At 59.1% G+C, this 16670-nt stretch carries 17 protein-coding genes; 3 read left to right on the top strand and 14 right to left on the bottom strand.

What is annotated here, in order from left to right; translation table 11 throughout:
- Positions 1–49: 49 nt before the first annotated feature.
- From VGM18_00415 to VGM18_00445, 7 genes are all read right to left on the bottom strand, one after another.
- A complete protein-coding gene (locus VGM18_00415; protein ID HEY3971430.1) occupies positions 50–973 on the bottom strand; it encodes a sugar ABC transporter substrate-binding protein in 924 nt (307 codons plus the stop codon).
- 159 nt (positions 974–1132) lie between these two features.
- Positions 1133–2008 (bottom strand): hypothetical protein, encoded by an 876-nt coding sequence (locus VGM18_00420; protein HEY3971431.1) that lies wholly within the window; start codon positions 2006–2008, stop codon positions 1133–1135.
- 109 nt (positions 2009–2117) lie between these two features.
- Complete coding sequence (locus VGM18_00425) at positions 2118–2753, bottom strand: hypothetical protein (protein ID HEY3971432.1); 636 nt, start codon at positions 2751–2753, stop codon at positions 2118–2120.
- A 218-nt stretch (positions 2754–2971) separates the two neighbouring features.
- Entirely contained in the window at positions 2972–3442 is a 471-nt protein-coding gene (locus VGM18_00430) for a hypothetical protein (protein ID HEY3971433.1), read from the bottom strand.
- Between the two features lie 117 nt (positions 3443–3559).
- On the bottom strand, positions 3560–4375 hold the full coding sequence (locus tag VGM18_00435) for a pyrroline-5-carboxylate reductase dimerization domain-containing protein (protein HEY3971434.1): 816 nt from the start codon (positions 4373–4375) through the stop codon (positions 3560–3562).
- Between the two features lie 10 nt (positions 4376–4385).
- Positions 4386–5651, bottom strand: a complete 1266-nt coding sequence (locus VGM18_00440; protein ID HEY3971435.1) for an AAA family ATPase — start codon at positions 5649–5651, stop codon at positions 4386–4388.
- Between the two features lie 277 nt (positions 5652–5928).
- Complete coding sequence (locus VGM18_00445; GenBank protein HEY3971436.1) at positions 5929–6402, bottom strand: PilZ domain-containing protein; 474 nt, start codon at positions 6400–6402, stop codon at positions 5929–5931.
- A gap of 351 nt (positions 6403–6753) precedes the next feature.
- Here VGM18_00445 and VGM18_00450 point away from each other — a divergent pair, with 351 nt between their 5' ends.
- Positions 6754–8154 carry an MFS transporter gene (locus VGM18_00450; GenBank protein HEY3971437.1) on the top strand — a complete coding sequence of 467 codons (1401 nt, stop codon included), beginning with the start codon at positions 6754–6756 and terminating at the stop codon, positions 8152–8154.
- A 40-nt stretch (positions 8155–8194) separates the two neighbouring features.
- On the opposite strand, the gene VGM18_00455 is transcribed toward VGM18_00450, so the two are convergent.
- The 7 genes from VGM18_00455 to cofG form a co-directional block, all read right to left on the bottom strand.
- Positions 8195–9763 carry a SagB/ThcOx family dehydrogenase gene (locus VGM18_00455; GenBank protein HEY3971438.1) on the bottom strand — a complete coding sequence of 523 codons (1569 nt, stop codon included), beginning with the start codon at positions 9761–9763 and terminating at the stop codon, positions 8195–8197.
- A 37-nt stretch (positions 9764–9800) separates the two neighbouring features.
- Positions 9801–10502 (bottom strand): NADPH-dependent F420 reductase, encoded by a 702-nt coding sequence (gene npdG / locus VGM18_00460; protein HEY3971439.1) that lies wholly within the window; start codon positions 10500–10502, stop codon positions 9801–9803.
- Entirely contained in the window at positions 10499–11830 is a 1332-nt protein-coding gene (cofH, locus tag VGM18_00465) for a 5-amino-6-(D-ribitylamino)uracil--L-tyrosine 4-hydroxyphenyl transferase CofH (protein HEY3971440.1), read from the bottom strand. Before cofH ends, npdG begins: the two co-directional genes overlap by 4 nt.
- Positions 11766–12584 (bottom strand): coenzyme F420-0:L-glutamate ligase, encoded by an 819-nt coding sequence (cofE, locus tag VGM18_00470; GenBank protein HEY3971441.1) that lies wholly within the window; start codon positions 12582–12584, stop codon positions 11766–11768. The genes cofH and cofE overlap by 65 nt, the downstream gene beginning before the upstream one ends.
- A gap of 109 nt (positions 12585–12693) precedes the next feature.
- A complete protein-coding gene (gene cofC / locus VGM18_00475; protein ID HEY3971442.1) occupies positions 12694–13362 on the bottom strand; it encodes a 2-phospho-L-lactate guanylyltransferase in 669 nt (222 codons plus the stop codon).
- The gene (gene cofD / locus VGM18_00480; protein ID HEY3971443.1) at positions 13359–14345 is read right to left on the bottom strand and encodes a 2-phospho-L-lactate transferase; all 987 of its coding nucleotides are present in this window, start codon (positions 14343–14345) and stop codon (positions 13359–13361) included. The genes cofC and cofD overlap by 4 nt, the downstream gene beginning before the upstream one ends.
- The gene (cofG, locus tag VGM18_00485) at positions 14342–15505 is read right to left on the bottom strand and encodes a 7,8-didemethyl-8-hydroxy-5-deazariboflavin synthase CofG (GenBank protein HEY3971444.1); all 1164 of its coding nucleotides are present in this window, start codon (positions 15503–15505) and stop codon (positions 14342–14344) included. Before cofG ends, cofD begins: the two co-directional genes overlap by 4 nt.
- A 98-nt stretch (positions 15506–15603) precedes the next feature.
- Here cofG and VGM18_00490 point away from each other — a divergent pair, with 98 nt between their 5' ends.
- Together VGM18_00490 and msrB are read left to right on the top strand one after the other, a co-directional pair.
- Positions 15604–16104, top strand: a complete 501-nt coding sequence (locus VGM18_00490) for a flavin reductase family protein (protein ID HEY3971445.1) — start codon at positions 15604–15606, stop codon at positions 16102–16104.
- Between the two features lie 76 nt (positions 16105–16180).
- Positions 16181–16597: a peptide-methionine (R)-S-oxide reductase MsrB gene (msrB, locus tag VGM18_00495; GenBank protein HEY3971446.1), complete on the top strand. Its 417-nt coding sequence runs from the start codon at positions 16181–16183 to the stop codon at positions 16595–16597.
- Positions 16598–16670: the final 73 nt, after the last annotated feature.

Raw genomic sequence — 16670 nt, forward strand, 5'->3', positions numbered from 1 at the left:
AACGGCGTCCCCTCGGGGACGCCTTGAAACGGCACACACTCTCGAACTTTCATGCCCCGGCCGCGCGCCGGGACTTGCCAGCGGCCGCCAACTCCTGTAGCGAAGGCACCGATTCCGGATCCGTCACCTTGCGCTCCGGCATGGCCACGCCCTTGAATGCCTCGACCAGCATTTCAATCGCGAGGTCGGTATTCTGGCGAATAAATATCGTGGCTGCCAGCGTGCCATTACGCACCCAAGCCTGGCCGGTCTTCGGCATGCCATCGCAACCGGTGATCGGAATCTTCATCCAGCGCGCACGGTCGCTCTCGGCGATCTCGCTGAACGCTTTTCGCGCGCCTATGGCCATGCTATCGTCCTGCGCCCCCACCAAATCGATACGGCTTCCCTGCGAAGTGCTCAGTCGCAGCCACGAATTCACGGTGCGGTACGCGCTCTCTTCCGTCCAATTGGCCCGCATGGTTTTTACTTGAATGTTGGCTGGCTTCGTCATCAGCATTCCGGCCGTCCGTTCTTTCGCCGCGGAACTGTTTGCCGGACCCTCGATGTAGAGAATGGATCCGCCATTCGGCAGCAGCGCCGCGAATTGCTGCCCTTGAATCTTGCCTACTTCTGTATGATCCGAGCTGATGGCAAATACGGGAACTTTGAAACTGCGGCGCAACTCGGCGATGTAGGCGACATCATGATTGAGCACGACCCAGCCGATTCCCGCTGCCGCCGCCGCCCGCGCGACTTGCGGGAATGCGGTTCCACCCGCGGGTTCGAACATGATGGCATCGGGACGCGCCACCGAAGAATCCTGAACGTAATGCAACAACTGCTGGCTCTGGGCGAGCGCGTCGTTGTTGGCGTGAATGACCTTCACGTCGACACCAAGGCGACGCCCGGTCTTCTCCGCCGCGGAAGCCTGCTCCTGTTGATAATCGTTGTCGTTGTTGGTGAGTGAAACCAGAAAACTTAGTCGTTTCATGAATAGGGGCCTATGAGCCGATCATAATCCCCACCGGCCGGGTACCCAATGTAACGAGGGTAACCAGGCTTTGCCTGATAGTCAGGGCAGTAGCACTAGCTTGGCGAGAATGCGAGTTTCCTGGGCAGAACTGTCCTGAACGAAGCGACAGATGCATTTCTAATTGCAACCCGTGCCTAAGAAGATCGTCGGAAGACCGCTCGAGCTTATGAAAGAACCGGCGATATCTCCTTTGTTGTTGATGGTAGCGACGCTTGGGTTCTGTAGGCCCTGGACCAGTACCTGCCGGAACTCGCCGTTGGCGTAGATAAAGCCTCCGCCGTTGCCCGCAGCGTCACTCCAGCTTCCGGCAATGAGTCCGGAATTGTTGATCCCGCCCAGATTCGTATTCAGCGCGCCGGGATAGTTGACCGTCGTGAATTGTCCTGCTTCGTAAACAAATCCCTGGCTGTCGAAGTTGCTGGTGAAAAAACGGCCGACAATGGTTCCCGTCTCGTTTACGCCGGTGGGAATAGTACTGATTGCCCCCGATACAACGAGTGAAGAGTAGCTGTTATTCGCGTAGAGAAAACCGCCGGCCATTTGACCGGTGCTATAGGAACCGACAATCTCGCCCGTGTTGTTGATACCCAGGGCGCTGGTGTAGGGCACCCCGGGATAATCGATCGTCGTCAGAGTATTGCCGGACTTGAGAAAGCCATTGCTGGAGTAAGTCCCTACCACCTGGTCCTGGTCATTGATGCCGCCGAACATGGTGATGTTCTGCGAGTTCGGAACCGAGTAGCTATGCAGATCTCCATTGGCATAGCGCACGAAGCCGATATCCTGGGGATTCTTGTAACTTACGAACCATCCGGTAATCGTGTCCTGATCGTTCAGGCCAGCCACCGAAGGCGGGTTCTTGCCTGCCTGGGGAATGGAAAAAATGCTGACGTTGGCACATGTGTAAGGTGAATTCTGCGCGGATGCCTTGGGCCCGGAAATCCCTGCAGCAAGGGCCATCATGCAGGCGGAGACAAGGAGTCTCTTCAACATTGGTACACCTCCGTGAGAATGAGACCAGGAATAGATGGTCAAACCCGCAGCGGCGGTTGGCATAGCCCATGAATTTTCCATGAAAACTGGAGCCGTGGGAAATGGGTTTTCAAACTCCCGCGGCGGCGGCGTTTACGGTTTCGCCCAGAAAGGACTTTAGTTTCTCGTCCAGCTTTTCGCGGCTGTCCGCGGCAAGGTTTACGAAGCGGAAAGGCTGCATCCAGCCTTGCGTCGCCCACATGGGGAACAGCATTTGCGCTTTGCCGCGAATCGTCGCTTTGCGGATGTGAAAAATCAGTTCGACTTCCAGTTTCTCATCCAGCGGTTTTTCCAGATGAACGACGCCGCCCGAGGTAGAGAGTTGATGGATCGCCGCTCGTACCGAACGCCGGTTGGGCAAGCGAACCAGCGCCAGCACCGACCCGCGCAGCTTCACGCGAAAGGGACGCGCAGCCGCCTTGTTTTCCTTACCCGACTTAACCGGCTCAGAGACGACTTCGTTAGGCGGAAATTGCTCGGGAGCAGCTTGCTCGGGAACGACTGGTTCGGACGCGACCGGCTCTGACACGGCCTTGTGGGAGTCGCCTTGGTCAGAAACGAGCGGCTGCGACGCAGCCTCCGAAATCAGCAGCTCGGGCACAGCGTGATCCGGCGGCATCGCGCCGAAAACGACCGGTTCGGACGCTATTTGCCCGAACAGAAGTTGGTCGAACGCAAGTTGCTCGGGCACGATGGGGTCAGACATTCCGGGATCCGGCACCTTGGGGTCCGACACTGCGGGCGTCGTTGAATGGAGCTCTTCAGACATGATTCTTAGGACATGATTCTTAGGACATGATTCTCACGACAAGGTTCTTAGCGAGAGTATGGCAGCGGTTGGGAAGTTTAGCGAAGTTACGAAAGAACAAGACCGAGCTGTTTTGGGTGTGGTTTGCGCTGTTGGAATTGCGGTCGAGCACTTTCTCACTTGCGGCCAGGGTGCACTTCGGCGCCATCAGCAAAAAGATTGTACGGCCATGATTTCTTGTTCACCATCAGCTTCGGAGCGCTTACTGGCATGGTGTGTGCGGGCTGCGGCACGGGATCGTTCTGCGCGGCGACGCTCCAATCTTCCGGAGCATCGGCAATTCCCCAGACATTTCCGTGAGTGTACAGAGAAGCGCCAATCAGGAAATATTTTCCATCACTTCCGAGCGGCAGACAGTTCGCCACGCGCGCCGTTACGCTTCTTCCGCCAGGCAGATCGCTCAGCAGAACGGGCGTCTCGACCTGAAGGGCGCGTGAACTTCGAAAGCCGCAGCCTTGCGCACTTACGACCAGAATTACGCAGTTCTCGGTAAAGGGTCGCCGCCGGTCGAGGCTGGTTATACAGGTTGGAATTTCCACGCGCAGGCGGGTGCTGCGTCGAGTCGTATTGGGTGTAAGCACGTTCATTGCAGGTGGTGAGCCGCTTAATAAGCGGCAACTGGCGCGCTTAATTGTGACAGACCCGCTTGCAGATCAATGGTGACGAAGGTAATTAAACGGCAGGCCTCCCGCCTTCCGTCGTTCTCAGCGCCTAGCGTTGCGCCGCGCCTGCTGCATGCCCGCTCGAATTCCATTCCTTATAGCCCTTGCGTATCCCGATGAATCCATCGCGGCTACGGTCGCTGCGGCAGTCCCGCCGGGAGTGGCCGCTTCTTGCAGCAAGTCGGAAAGCGACTCTCCGCTTTCCCTCCAATACGCAATGCCATCGCACAAGGCGTGGGCCGCGGCAATCTGCGCAGTCACAGCATCCAGGCCGGCAGCGTGCGCGGCCTCAGCCAAGGTCGACAATGCATGGTAGCCGTGGCTGGACGAAAACGTCGCGGTGAAGACGTCCAATTGCTTTTCAGGAATTTCGAGAATGGCACCCACGCGCGCAAAGAAATCGCGCACCTTTTTGCGATCTCTCTGCGAAACGCTGCGATCGAAGCTCAGCGCCGTCAACCCGCGGCCTACGCGACACACTGGGCTGGGCATGGCTCGCGCCCAGCGTGCTTTTGGTCCCAGTCGTCCGCGTAATTTATGGAGCGGAACGCCGGCTGCCAGGCTGACACATAGTCTCGGGACTGGCAATCCGCTGGCCTCGATCTTCTTCTCGATCGAATCGAGCAGATGCTCTACGGATCGCGGACGCACCGCCACGATCAACATCTCCGTGTCGCGAAACAATTCGGACGTCAACTTGTGACTGGTTTCCACCTGCCCTGCGCGCCGCAGTGCACGCAACTTTTCAGGATTTCGATCAAAGACGAGGATCAGCCGGTCGTCTCCGCCGAGGCGTAATCCCGCGATCAGAGCGCTCGTAATCCGACCGCCCCCGAGAAAGACTGTCGTCGTCTTCATTCTTCTGAGACTACTGTCCGGCGCGAATAGGCGAGAGGCTCAGGCGGCCGGGTGCTTTCTTGCGGACGCCTTCGGCGGAGTAGACCAGATCGGGGTTGCCGTCGGAGTTGGAGGACGCTTCGGCCAGGGCCGCGGCCAGCGCGCGGTACGAGCGGCTGATTTCAGGGCCATCCTGCAACACGATCGGCGTGCCATGATCGATAGAGGGCGAGACCGCCTGAAAAGCATTAGGGACTTTCCACAACACCTTGCAGTTGGTGACCTGCTCGACGTCCTCTTCAGTGAATCCTGGAATCTTCTTGTAGCGATTCAAAACCAGGCGCAGACGATCGCGGCCAGTGCCTTCTTCGAGGAACGAGTGCATGCGTCCCGCGCTCCACAGCGAAACTACATCGGTTTGCGCGACGACCAGCACGGCATTCGACAGATCGGAGAGCAGGCGGGTGGTAGGGTCGAGGCGGCTGGAGGCATCGACGATCACGAAGCGGTAATGATTGACCAGAAGATCGAAGAGGCGCGCCAGTTCGCCAGGCGTCGGTTCGGTGGGATAAGGCTGCTGCGGCCCGGCCAGAAGATGCAAACCTTCTTTCGTGGGGCTCATGAGACCGTCGAGCAAAGAGACATCGAGTCGATGCAGGTTTTGCAATGCGTCGAGCACTCCGAATTGTGGGCGTAGATTCAAATGCAGCGCAGCGTGGCCGATGGGAGCAAAGTCGACGAGGACCACATCGCCGTGCGATTGCTGGAGCGCGACGGCGGTATTGACGGCGGCGGTGGTACAGCCGGAGCCGCCTTTGGCGCTCAAAAAAGTAAATACCCGGGCCTTGCCTTCGCCCCCGAGACTGCGTGTCCGCGAGGAACTGAAACGGGTGAGAGCTTCGAGCAAGGGCTCGGAGCCGGCGGAGTGATCCAGATATTCGCCGGCGCCAGCGCGCATGCTGGCGACGATCGTAGCCGGCTGAGTCATCTCGCCATTGGCGAAGATGCCGATTTTCTGAGTGGTTGCGCGAATCAGTTCGATGCTGCGGATGGCGCGCTGTGCGTCGTGCGCCGATATGTCAATGATGACAACTTCGGCTCGCGAATCCTGAATCTGGCGGAGAATGGCGTCGGTAGGCCCGGCTGGAAACCCGACATGGCTGAACACCGCCTGGCCGAGGCGCGTCGCTTGCAAACGATTTTGCAACGTGGATAAGCGGTCGTGGTCCTCGCCCAAAAGGGCGACGGAGATGCCATGCATAGCGCGGTTCTCGCTGATTTCTCTCGGTGTCTGCATGTTAAAAAGAGAACCCGCTCCTCGCCAAGTGACCTAGGTAACAGGCAGCGCCCTGGCACGCGCTACCAGCGCATGCTTCAACATCGCGGCCGCTTGATGCACATCTTTGGGGGGAAAACAAAATGTAGCGAAACCGAGGTAGCTGGTCACTGTTGCGAAACATTGTATGACAGGATGGGAAAATTTGAAAAGCGGTTGAGCGGGAAAAAGGTTTTCAGACCCGAAGCCGGAATCCGCCGGTTTTTACGGAACAAGAATCACCGGATGCAGGAAGCCGTTAACCCAGGTCAGGGCGGGAGGAATGAGCAACCGGGCGGGCGTCATGAGGGCGAGGGCGACGGTCGTCCTGAGGATGCAGTGCCGAAACGCGTGGGAAAGTGACGCCGGTTTCGGATTCGGGCAGATATTCATATCCCTCGAAACGGACGGCGACTCCGATTTTCGGGCTTTGAGTTGAATCGTGTGCAGCATCGGACGACGATGCAGGCCGGACGATCCGCAGAATATGGCCGCGGCAGCGTACGGGCATACTTTCGCCGAGCGTGATTTCGGAGGGCATGCGCAGCGTGAGCTCGATTTCCGAGCCTTCGGTAAGCGCGGCATTGGTAAAGAAGAACACTCCGCGAGAACTGAGGTCCTGCGTGAAACCGACGCCTTCCATGGAAGTGGCGGACTGGCGAAGCGAAAGCGGAAGCAGATACGGGAACCGCTGTCCGGCACGGCGTTCAATCCCAACTGGAGGGGCGGTCATAGTTCGTCACTTCGTTTCGTGACTTCCTTTCCTGACTCTCCTTTGCCGAATCGCCGAAAGTGCAGGCGTTACTTTAGCTCACCGCGAGCAATAAGAGAAGTTCCAAATTGGTCTGGTTGGGAACTTTTTCCAAGCCGTTCATGGGCTAGGACTTGGCGGGATGGCCTAAAGGCGGATACCGCCGCCAGGGCCGAGGTGCTGTGGAAAAGTCCGAGCAAAGCTGTTTTTGGGCGTGTCCGGGGGTGGTCCCGATCACGATATAGTGGTGCTTGGGCGGGCGCGTCATAATCCGAAAATGGTCATTCCCAAGCTTGTCGTACTAAAAGCGAGTCATACTAAAAGAAGGAAAACGTGGCGGAATCGAACATTCCAATTCCAGAGAATGCATCGGAGAGGGCCGGAACGGCAGTTGACACTCGCACGCCGCGCTGGCAAGTAGCTGGACGCGCCCTTCGGCATCGCAACTTCCAGCTTTTTTTCAGCGGACAATTAATTTCCCTGATCGGCACCTGGATGCAGACCGTGGCCCAGTCGTGGCTCGTCTACCGGCTGACCGGCTCAGGATTGGAGCTGGGGGCGGTGGGTTTCGCCAGCCAGATTCCGGTATTTCTCTTTGCGCCGATCGGCGGCATTGTGGCCGACCGCATCAACCGCAAGCACGTGGTGATCGCTACGCAGGTCTCATCGATGCTGCTGGCGTTTGTGCTGGCGGCGCTCACGCTAACGCACAGAATAACGGTCCCGGAAGTTTTCGTGCTGGCGGCACTGTTGGGCGTGGTGAACGCCTTCGACATTCCCGGACGGCAATCCTTCCTGGTGGACATGGTGGGCAAGGACGATTTGATGAACGCCATCGCTCTGAATTCTTCCATGTTCAATGGGGCGCGCGTGGTAGGGCCGGCAGTGGCTGGAATTTTGGTAGCGAGATTGGGCGAAGGCTGGTGCTTTTTCGCGAACGCGGTGAGTTATATCGCCGTGATCGCGGGATTGTTGATGATGAACGTTCACGCTCCGTCGCGAATCTCGTCCAAGGCGCCGCCCTGGGAGCACATCAAAGAAGGATTTCAATTCGTGAACCGGACTGCGCCGATTCGCGCGCTGGTGATTTTGTTGGGGCTGGTGAGTGTCGCGGGAATGCCGTATTCCGTGTTAATGCCGATTTTTGCCGACAAGATTCTGCACGGCGGGGGTCAGGGATTGGCGTCACTTATAGGGTCGCATGACCTGGGCGCGGTGCGACTGGGCATACTGATGGGGGCGGCCGGAGTGGGTGCGCTGCTGGGCGCATTGACTCTTGCCGTGCGGACCGGCGTGAAGGGTTTGGGAACCTGGATCAGCGTATGCTGCGCCGGGTTCGGCATCAGCCTGATGTTGTTTTCATTTTCGACATCATTCTGGTTATCGGTTGTGCTGCTGTTGCCGGTGGGATATTTCATCATGCTGCAAATGGCTTCGTCGAACACATTGATTCAAGTGATGGTACCCGACGCGCTGCGCGGACGAATGATGGCGGTGTATTCCATGATGTTTATGGGCATGGCGCCGATCGGGGCGTTGCTTGGCGGCGCGCTGTCAGACCGACTGGGTGCGCCGCTCACGGTCGCGATCGGCGGACTCGCCTCGGTTCTGGGAGCGTGGTGGTTCAGCGTGCAATTGCCGAAAATTCGCGTGGAGGCGCGGCAGTTGATCATTGCGCAGCAGATGGCCGGCGGCGAGCCATCGGAAGAGATGACGGCGGGGGTAGCTAAATAGAGGCTAAACATTTTCCGCATCGTCGTAAGAAGTAGCAGGCTTACTTTCGCAACGCGCTGCGTCCGAGCGCCACCAGGAAGATTGCGCTCTTCCCGCGGGCGTGGGGAGAGAAGAAGCTGACTACGTCGTCGTCATAGAAAGTCAGGCCGGTGGCGCCGAGATGTTGCGCGTATGCGCCGAGATAGAGCTTACCGCCCAGGATGCCGGCCTCCAGCTGTACAGCGCGATATCCGCGGTTGCCGTAGCGGCCGAGAATCTTTTTCAAATCGGCGAGGAAGAACACGTCAACGGCCGCGTCGGCAGGGAGTTGTTGTTCCAGGCCGAGGTATCCGGCCTTGTCGCGGAAGTCGCCGGGCTTCAGCAACTCCAGAATTCTTTTCTCCCAGTGATAGACGTAGGCTCCGGAAGCCAGCCCGACCACGCTGTTAACGATCAAGTAGAGATCATTCAAATGAAGATCGCTGAGGTGACTTCCAGCAGGATCGAGGAAGTCGGCGGGGATGCCGCGCGTGGCGCGGTCGAGCGTGGTGGAGAGTTGCGGAAAAGTCATGGGATCGCGGGCGAACTGACGAGTGGATCCACGGCGCGAGATAACTTGTTCGATGGTATCGCGCGGAATGGCGGCATCGTCGAGTGGTTGAAGAGGAGTGGTGACTCCTTTGGGCGCGGGAAGTTCGTGCGCGGGCGTGTTTTCGCGCCAGGCTGCCACTTCGTCGGCGGAGTCGAACGACGAGGCTTCGTGCATCTTGCGCATCGCCGGATAGTCGACCTCTTCCGGCGAATAGGCAACGATGGGCAGGTCAAGTGGCGCGATTACTGGCGCGGCGGTCGGCGCGTGATCTGTGTAGCCGATAGGCACCAGCGAGAACGCGACTTCGCGCTTGGTATCGAGGCTGAGCAAGGCATTCACTTGCGAGTCGACGAAGCCCGCGACGATTTTTGCCGGAAGCGTCATGGCCGCAGACATCGCAAGAAGGTTGGCGAGGAGGGTGCCGTTATCCCAACCGAAATGGCGATACGTGCGGGAGTGATATTTCCAGGCATTGCGCCAGTAAGTGCCTGTGCAGACGATCGTGACCGGAGCGTGAGCAACGGATGAGTCACCTCCGGTGGCTTCAACCAGCGCCTGACGGAAATCACCAGAGCGTAATTGGCGCAACCCGAATTCGGCGGCGCCGAAGTGATAGACGCCGGCGGCAAGACCCGGAGAATCCTTGCCGCCCGGCAGATCGGTACAAACAATATAAAGTTCGATCTCGTAGAGCGCACCGGTGCAGGCTGCGGCGCGGAAGAAGGTCTCGCCTTGCGGATGTTTCTTGCTGCGAATGACTCCGGCGGAAAAGAACAAAAGTTGCGCCAGGGTTTCGACGGCGGGGATAGCTTCCGGTTGCGCGGGAACGTTCCGAGTTGCGATGGCCGTAAGCGCGGGGACGCCGGTATCGCGGAAATCGCGGGGCAGGCGCGTCACTTCGAGCGTGGGATAAATCTTGAACAAAAGCGGCTTATTCTCCCAGTCGAGAAAATGCGGATGCATCCGAATGCTCTGGTAGGAGTGCTTCGTGCCGCTGTGGTACATCCAGGCGGCGTCGAGGTTTTTGTTCTGGCTCAAGACGGGTGCCCTTGGTAGTTCGTGCTTTTCGCAGCCACTATCGATAAGCCGAGCTCGGCAGGCCGGTGATGCGAATTCCGGCGTGGCCTTTGTGGCGGATATTCATACCGATCAGTAACGCGGTGATCTGCTCCACGATGCGGGCGTTTTCAAGTTTGCCCCCGTCAAGGGCGCGGACGCCAGGAATCTTTGCCGCCAGTTCGCGCGTGAGCTGCGCGGCGTCAGGATCGTCGCTGCATACGATCACGTCGCAATCGAGTGGGGCGTCGCCGTTCAGGACTTCGGCGGAAACATTGTGGAAGGCGGCCACGACGCTCACTTCTTTGGGCACGAGTTCGGCGGCTTGTTGCGCGGCGCATCCTTGCCAGACTCCGAGAGTGCGCGAGGCGCGCCCGCCGACGCCGGCCGCCAAGGGCACAGTCGCGTCGATCAGGATGCTGCCCTCCGTTATGGACGGTTTGAGCTGCTTGAGCAGCGTGGCCTGGCTTTCGAAAGGCACGGTCAGCATCAGAATGTCCGCGGCGGCACACGCTGCGCTGTTCTCCATGCCGGAAACGTGAGCGTCAACTCCAACTTTTTGTTGAATGGATGCAGCAACCTGCTCTGCGCGTTCTTCGTTGCGGGAACCAATGATGATCGTTTCTCCGGCGCGGGCCCAGCGCAGAGCGAGTCCCATGCCCGCCGGACCGGTTCCACCGATCACTGCGATAGGGCGGACACCTGCGGGATTGGCGCTCATGCGAACTCCGCCTCGCACGATTCCTCGGCAGTGATCTCATTTTCATTCATGGGCAGCTTGATCTGGATGCGGGTATAAGTCGTGTTGCGCTCGGCGGGAATGCGGCCCATTTCAAGAATCAGCGACTGAAAATCCTCAGGGCTGGTGTACTGGCCGGCAGTGGCTCCGGCTTCGCGGGAAATATTTTCTTCCATCAAGGTGCCGCCGTAGTCGTTGGCCCCGGCATGCAGACAGAGTTGCGACAGGCGGCGGTTCAGCTTTACCCACGATACTTGAATATTGTTAATCGAGCCCGCGAGCAGTAAGCGGGCCAGCGCATGCACTTTAAGATGCTCGGCGAGCGTAGGCCCGGTACGGGCAAGTCCCTGATGAAAGAGCAGCGTGTTCTGATGAATGAAGCCGAGCGGGACGAATTCGGTGAAGCCCCCGGTCTCGGATTGAATCTCGCGGAGCAGGCGCATCTGGCGGACCCAGTGGGCGGGAGTTTCCGCGTGCCCATACATGAGCGTCGAGGTGGTGCGAATGCCGCAGCGGTGCGCGGTGCGGATCACCTCAACCCATTGCGCGGTTGAAAGCTTATTGGCAGAAAGAATATGTCGAATCTCGTCGTCGAGAATTTCCGCAGCCGTTCCGGGCAGCGTGCCGAGGCCATTATCGCGCAGCATCGAGAGATAATCCGCCAGCGGCATGCCGGTCAATTCAATACCGTAGACAATCTCCATCGGCGAAAAAGCATGAATGTGCATGCGCGGGACCGCGTTTTTAATTGCACGCAGAATATCGCGGTAGTGAAACTTGGGCAGGTCGTGCGGAAGGCCGCCCTGAATGCACACTTCAGTGGCGCCGAGTTGCCAGGCCTCGATCGCTTTCTGCGCCATTTGATCGAGCGTGAGGAAATAAGCGTCGGCTTCGCGCGGACCTCGGCTGAAGGCACAAAACTTGCATCCCACGAAACAGATATTCGTAAAATTGACGTTGCGGTTCACGACGTAGGTCACAATGTTGCCGACGATTTCGGCGCGAAGCATATTCGCCGCGACCAGAAGGCCGAGCAAGTCGTCGCCTTCCGCGTTGGCCAGCGCGTAAGACTCTTCGAGCGATAAATCGCCTCCATTCTGTGTTTCGAGAATTTTCTCCAGTGCGGCGCGCGCGTTGTTGGTCAGGCGCGAGGCGATGTCAGACCAGTCAAGAGAGGGGAAACTTTCCAGTTCCGAAAGTGCGAGTTCGCGGGGCATAATGTCAATGACCTCGTACGGCAACAGTCTACCGGAATAAATCGCCGGCTGCCGGTCGGAGCATTCCGCGAACGCTGCCGGGGCCCGGCTCATACCGGAATCCCCGCACAATGCAGGCCGGCCTGCGATTGAGTTTGCCGCAGACGAGTCCGGCGGCGCACGCTAATTCGTCGGCCACGGCTTCGACACTGGCTTTCAGCTTGTAGCCATGCGGATCGCGGCGGCCGCGGTCGTCGCGCAGGGGTTTCATACCAGCGATTCCGATGGCGAATTCGGTGAGGCCTTCGCGCCACGGGCGTCCGAAACTGTCCGTGATGATGACCGCGATTGCCAATCCCGTGCGCTTCCTTACCGCGCGGCGGAGATTGGCGGCGGAACGGTCAGGATTTTCGGGAAGCAGCAGCGCGTGCGTGCCTCCATCGACATTGGAGACATCGACGCCGCTGTTAGCACAAAGAAAACCGTGGCGAGTTTCGGTGATGAGCACGCCGTTTCTGCGGCGAATCACGGCGCGGCTCTCGCTCAGTGCGAGCTCGACGAGACGCGCGTCGAGAGCATATTGCTTCGCCCAGGCGATCGACTCGGCCGAAGGTTGAATCGTCGATAGCTCGATGATTCGGCCCTCTGCCTTGGAAACGATTTTGTGTTTCACGATAAGGATGTCGCCGGCTTTGAGGCGGAGGCTTCCGCGGAGAGGCTCGAGGAGCTTATCGGCGAGGCAATCGCCAGGACGAATTTCGTCGGCTACAGGGATGGGAATCAGGTGGATTTCGTCAGATGAGGCGGGAACGGACTTCTTTCGTTCCTTTAGCCTGATCTGCTTCGCGGCAGCACCGGATCTGCTCATAAGGCAATATTATCCGGTTCTTCAGCAATGCCTATGTGGGGACAGCCGCCCCCGACTATCCGGTCGAGCGAAGCCAGACTGCTCTTGGGCAGGGCCACAAATCAGCGACTTACCTCCGCTTCGCGGCGGGGGCGGAGGAGGCGTCCGCGCCTCCACACGCGAACTGGCGGGCCAGTTGCTGAGAATGAGTTTCGCCCGGAAGGGAGATCAATTGTTGCAGGTCTGCCGGACTGTCGACATCAACGGCAATACCCGGCAGCTTCAGCACCACGCAAAGTCTACCGGTCGACTGCGCGGCGGCATGATGGGGTTTGAAACTGTCGTTGCCGAAGCGTAGCGGAAACAGATTCGCCGGCCGCCGGAAGGCGGCGTTAGTGCCGCGTCCGTCCGCGGCGGGGACCAGCACACTGCCTTCGGTCGGCGACTGTTTCAGAATTTCGTGGAGCTCCCATGCTTGCATCAGAGGAATATCGGCGGGAATCACCAGCGTGCTCTCGACGCCGCGCTCCACGCAGATCTGTGTGGCCATTTCTATTGCGCCGGTCTCTCCCGGATTGAGCTGGTCGGGGATAATTTCAAATTCATATTCGCTGGCGAGTTCAGCGGCATAAGGATCGCTGGATACGATGGCGACCGGCGGGCGATGCTTGCAGCCGTGCAACGTGGTAAGCACGTCAAGGAGCATGGCTTGCGCAAGCGCGGTGCGGGCGGGTTGATCGAGGGCGGTTGCCAGACGCTGCTTCGCAGCCGACAGACTCTTCACCGGAACGAGAATCACGGCTGGGGATCCAAACGTCGCAAGGCGGCGCCGTGCAGCCGAACCTCATGCCTCGGAGCGGTGGCAACACATGCCAGCGCCGCGCGGACCAGCCCCGCTTTATCTTCGGCGCTGCGCATGATGGTTTGCGTACACTGCACACGCAGGCCGTTCTTGCGCAACGGTTCCGCAGCGCGCGCGTCGCGCGTGTCGCAGATCAGAACGTCCAGGAAATCTTCATAGGCCTGAGCAACGCCGGCGATCGAGCAGGGCAGTCCCTGCGCAGCCATCAAAATTCCCGCTGGACCCGCGACCGGAGCATTGCCCACGATCGGGCTGACCGCGGCGATTTTTCCGGTCGCGCTTACCAGGGCCTCGCGAATGCCCGGTACAGCGAGAATCGGACCGATGCTGGTGATGGGATTACTGGGCGCGATCAAAACGGCGTCGGCGGATGTTATGGCCTCGATCACGCCGGGCGCGGGCTCTGCATCAGACGCTCCAGCAAAGCGCACGGAATTCACCGGATCCTGATACCAGCGCTGCACAAAATATTCTTCAAAACTCAACTCGCCTGCCGGCGTGTCGACTCGTGTCTCAACTCGCGAATCGCTCATGGGCAGAACGCGCGCTTTGACGCCAAGTTTTTCAGAAATTACCGTCGTGGCGTCAGAAAGCGTCTTGCCTTCCGCCAGCAGGCGCGAGCGCAGCAGGTGCATGGCGAGATCGCGATCGCCGGTGTGGAACCAGGTCGGCTCGCCGAGTTGTCCCATGGCTTGCAGGCAGAGAAAAGTATCGCCCTTCACGCCCCATCCGCGCTCGCGGCTGAGCATGCCGGAGAGTACATAGGTAATCGAGTCGATGTCGGGCGATACGTAGAGTCCCCACCACAGCAAATCGTCACCGGTATTGACGATAAGCGTGATCTCTTCGGCAGGCATCACCTGGCGGAGGCCGTCGACGAACTTCGCCCCGCCCGTGCCTCCGCTCAGAACGCAAATCATGCCGCCCTCTTTACTGCTTTCGCGAGACCATCGCGGTCGGCGGCGGCGAGTAATTTTTCAGACAATCTGCCTTCCCGAGGCGATACGGAAGAAATAAATTCCGGGTACACGGGCAGCCGTTGCCGCAAGGCCAATCGCTTGGCCTCGGTGCGCAGGCGCAACTGTTCCAGGTGCGGCCAGGGCTTTTCCGGATTGATGAAGTCAGGAGTCAGAGGCGAAATTCCTCCCCAATCGTTGATGCCGGCGTCGATCAGATCTTCATAGTCATAGTAAGGCGCAGAGAGATTGGGGGGAGCCTGAATATTCATGTTGGGTAGTAACAAGCGAGCTACCGCCACGGCGCGCAGCATTTCGCCGCGCGTGGGCTCGGGCCAGTTGGCCATAGGAATTGCTGGCTTAACGCGAAAATTCTGTACGATTACTTCCTGGATGTGGCCGTAGCGCTCATGCAAATCGCGGATGGCGAGCAGCGTGTCCACGCGATCTTCGAGCGATTCGCCAATGCCAATCAGCAATCCGGTCGTGAACGGGACGTTCTGCTTACCCGCTTCCTCAATCGTGCGCACACGCTTGGCCGGAACTTTGTCCGGAGCGTTATCGTGAGCGGCGCCTGGAGCGAGCAAAGCGGCATTCGTAGTTTCGAGCATGAGGCCCATGCTGGGGGAAACAGCAGCCAACCGCCCGATCCATTCAGCGCTGAGCAGACCGGGATTGGGATGCGGCAGCAGGCTGGTCTCGCGCAGCACCAGTTCGCACATGGCTTCGAGATAGTGCAAGGTGGACTTGTAGCCGAGACGGCGCAGCGTTTCGCGCATCTCCAGGAAGAGCAGTTCGGGCTTGTCGCCTAGACTAAAGAGAGCCTCGGTGCATCCCAGTTTTTCGCCGGCGCGGGCGACTGAGAGCACTTCATCGGGAGTCATCGTGTGCGCGCCGGGATCGCCGGGATCGCGGCGAAAGGTGCAGTATCCGCAATAGTCGCGGCAGAGATTAGTCAACGGCAGGAAGACCTTGCGCGAGTAGGTAATAACGCCGGGCTTGAAACGATCTCTTGCGGCGCAGGCGGCCGCGAGGAGCGCAGGAAGATCGTCGTCGGCGCAGCGGATCAGGCGCAGCGCGGCTTCGCGCGAGATGGGCTCGCTGCGCTGGAGAGTGGATAGCACCTCTCCGGACGTGATGGCGGTCGGAGTCACAGCTGAATCGAATCATACAACGGTAGGGCATGGTAATGTAGGCGGTTGCGAGACCGGCGGCGACATCAATGGGCCTGAATCCATCCGAATTCCGACGGGCGATGGGGTGCTTCGCCACTGGCGTGACCATCATCACGGTCGATCTCGAAGGTGAGGTCCACGGCATGACGGCCAACGCCTTCGCATCGGTGTCGCTCGATCCGCCGCTGGTGCTGGTTTGCGTGGATCATAGCACCCGCACTCACGCGCATCTGCACGCCAAGAAACGCTTCGGAGTCAACATTCTCTGCGAAGATCAGCGGGCAATTTCGGAATATTACGCCCGCATCGATCGTACTCACGAGAACGCCGAGGCTGAGGCTGCCGCGCGTTTCGAGCGGACTGTTCATGGAACTCCCATGCTCGACGGATCGCTGGCCTATCTCGAGTGCAGGCTGCACTCGGCGGAAGTGGCGGGCGACCATACGATTTTTATCGCGGAGGTCGAGGATGTCGTGGTGCGCGAGGGCGGCCCGCTGCTGTTCTCTCGGGGAAAATATCGCAAGATCGGCGGCGACGTGGAGAAGTGATTGCGGATCCTTGTCACATTTGGAGACCTAAAACATCTAATGATCGTTAAAATAATCATTGAAACGAGGTTGATTCATGGCTGAAAAGATTGCTGAAAAAGTTGCAAAGACCGAAGCCGAGTGGAAGAAGCAGCTCACCGACGAGCAGTATCATGTCACGCGCGAAGCCGGCACGGAGTGTGCATTCACCGGCAAGTACTGGAACACGAAAGAGCCGGGGATGTATCACTGCGTGTGCTGCGGATCACCACTGTTTGATTCGCAGACCAAGTTCAATTCCGGGACAGGTTGGCCGAGTTTCACCAAGCCCGCCGAGGGCGGCGGCGTGGTCGAGCATCGCGACACGAAATACGGCATGGTGCGCACCGAAGTTCGCTGCGCCAAGTGCGATGCGCATCTGGGTCATGTGTTTGAAGATGGTCCAGCGCCCACCGGGTTGCGCTACTGCATGAATTCAGCCGCTCTTGACCTGCGCCCCGCGGAGAAGAAGTAACGGCAGGAAGACGTGGAAAGTGGCAGCAAGACGTGGCAGCGAGACGTGGAAGAGCGGCCCTTTAGGGCCGCGT

Origin of the sequence: Candidatus Sulfotelmatobacter sp. (genome assembly GCA_036500765.1) — a bacterium.
Lineage (GTDB): Bacteria > Acidobacteriota > Terriglobia > Terriglobales > Acidobacteriaceae > Sulfotelmatobacter.

What these genes read in the sequence shown, in the direction of transcription:
- cofD (HEY3971443.1), bottom strand. Translation starts at nt 14,345, where the DNA reads ATGATTTGCGTTCTGAGCGGAGGCACGGGCGGGGCGAAGTTCGTCGAC.
- VGM18_00430 (HEY3971433.1), bottom strand. Translation starts at nt 3,442, where the DNA reads ATGAACGTGCTTACACCCAATACGACTCGACGCAGCACCCGCCTGCGC.
- VGM18_00420 (HEY3971431.1), bottom strand. Translation starts at nt 2,008, where the DNA reads ATGTTGAAGAGACTCCTTGTCTCCGCCTGCATGATGGCCCTTGCTGCA.
- cofE (HEY3971441.1), bottom strand. Translation starts at nt 12,584, where the DNA reads ATGAGCAGATCCGGTGCTGCCGCGAAGCAGATCAGGCTAAAGGAACGA.
- cofH (HEY3971440.1), bottom strand. Translation starts at nt 11,830, where the DNA reads ATGAGCCGGGCCCCGGCAGCGTTCGCGGAATGCTCCGACCGGCAGCCG.
- VGM18_00435 (HEY3971434.1), bottom strand. Translation starts at nt 4,375, where the DNA reads ATGAAGACGACGACAGTCTTTCTCGGGGGCGGTCGGATTACGAGCGCT.
- VGM18_00445 (HEY3971436.1), bottom strand. Translation starts at nt 6,402, where the DNA reads ATGACCGCCCCTCCAGTTGGGATTGAACGCCGTGCCGGACAGCGGTTC.
- VGM18_00490 (HEY3971445.1), top strand. Translation starts at nt 15,604, where the DNA reads ATGGGCCTGAATCCATCCGAATTCCGACGGGCGATGGGGTGCTTCGCC.
- msrB (HEY3971446.1), top strand. Translation starts at nt 16,181, where the DNA reads ATGGCTGAAAAGATTGCTGAAAAAGTTGCAAAGACCGAAGCCGAGTGG.
- VGM18_00425 (HEY3971432.1), bottom strand. Translation starts at nt 2,753, where the DNA reads ATGTCTGACCCCATCGTGCCCGAGCAACTTGCGTTCGACCAACTTCTG.
- npdG (HEY3971439.1), bottom strand. Translation starts at nt 10,502, where the DNA reads ATGAGCGCCAATCCCGCAGGTGTCCGCCCTATCGCAGTGATCGGTGGA.
- VGM18_00440 (HEY3971435.1), bottom strand. Translation starts at nt 5,651, where the DNA reads ATGCAGACACCGAGAGAAATCAGCGAGAACCGCGCTATGCATGGCATC.
- VGM18_00415 (HEY3971430.1), bottom strand. Translation starts at nt 973, where the DNA reads ATGAAACGACTAAGTTTTCTGGTTTCACTCACCAACAACGACAACGAT.